Here is a 520-nt window from a genome sequence, read left to right as displayed (position 1 = left end):
ACTGTTGGGCGGAGGGTTCTGACCGCCGTACGGCGTGCTCGCCAGGCTCACCACGTTCGGCGGAAAGTTCAGGATCCCCTGCGGGAGGTCGATTCCCCCGCCCAGGATCGTCGTCTTGTTCCCGCTCTCAAAGATCGCGGCATAGACCGTCTGCCCGTCGGGGCTTACCGCCAGCGCACGCGGATCCTCGGCGTTGATCGGCACCGTCGTCGCCGTCGCCGACAGATTCGACGGATCGAACACCAGCACCGCGTTGGCCTGCGAGCACGAGACGAAGGCCCGCTGCGGCGTCCCGGCAAAGACCACGTCGCACGGCTCATCCAGCGTGCGCAGCGACGCCACCACGTTCATCGTCGAGAGGTCCACCACGCTCACACTGTCCGAGATGTGGTTCACGACCCACGCCTGCGTGTTCGTCCGCGCCCGCACCGACACCGGATCCACCCCGACCGGGACGCTCCCCACGCGGATCGGCGTGCCGGTCGTGACGTCAAAGACCTCGAGCCTCGCGTCGGCGGTG

1 protein-coding gene is annotated in these 520 nt (G+C 67.9%); it reads right to left on the bottom strand.

Features of this window, described 5'->3' with window-relative positions; genetic code table 11:
* Window positions 1-520, bottom strand: a 520-nt coding sequence (locus JNK74_30260) for a hypothetical protein (protein MBL7650453.1), incomplete at both ends; no start/stop codon positions are given.

The organism is Candidatus Hydrogenedentota bacterium (assembly GCA_016791475.1).
In the GTDB taxonomy this organism is placed as follows: domain Bacteria; phylum Hydrogenedentota; class Hydrogenedentia; order Hydrogenedentales; family JAEUWI01; genus JAEUWI01.
Note: the sequence above shows the minus strand (reverse complement) of the source record. Positions and strands in the feature narration are given on the sequence as shown.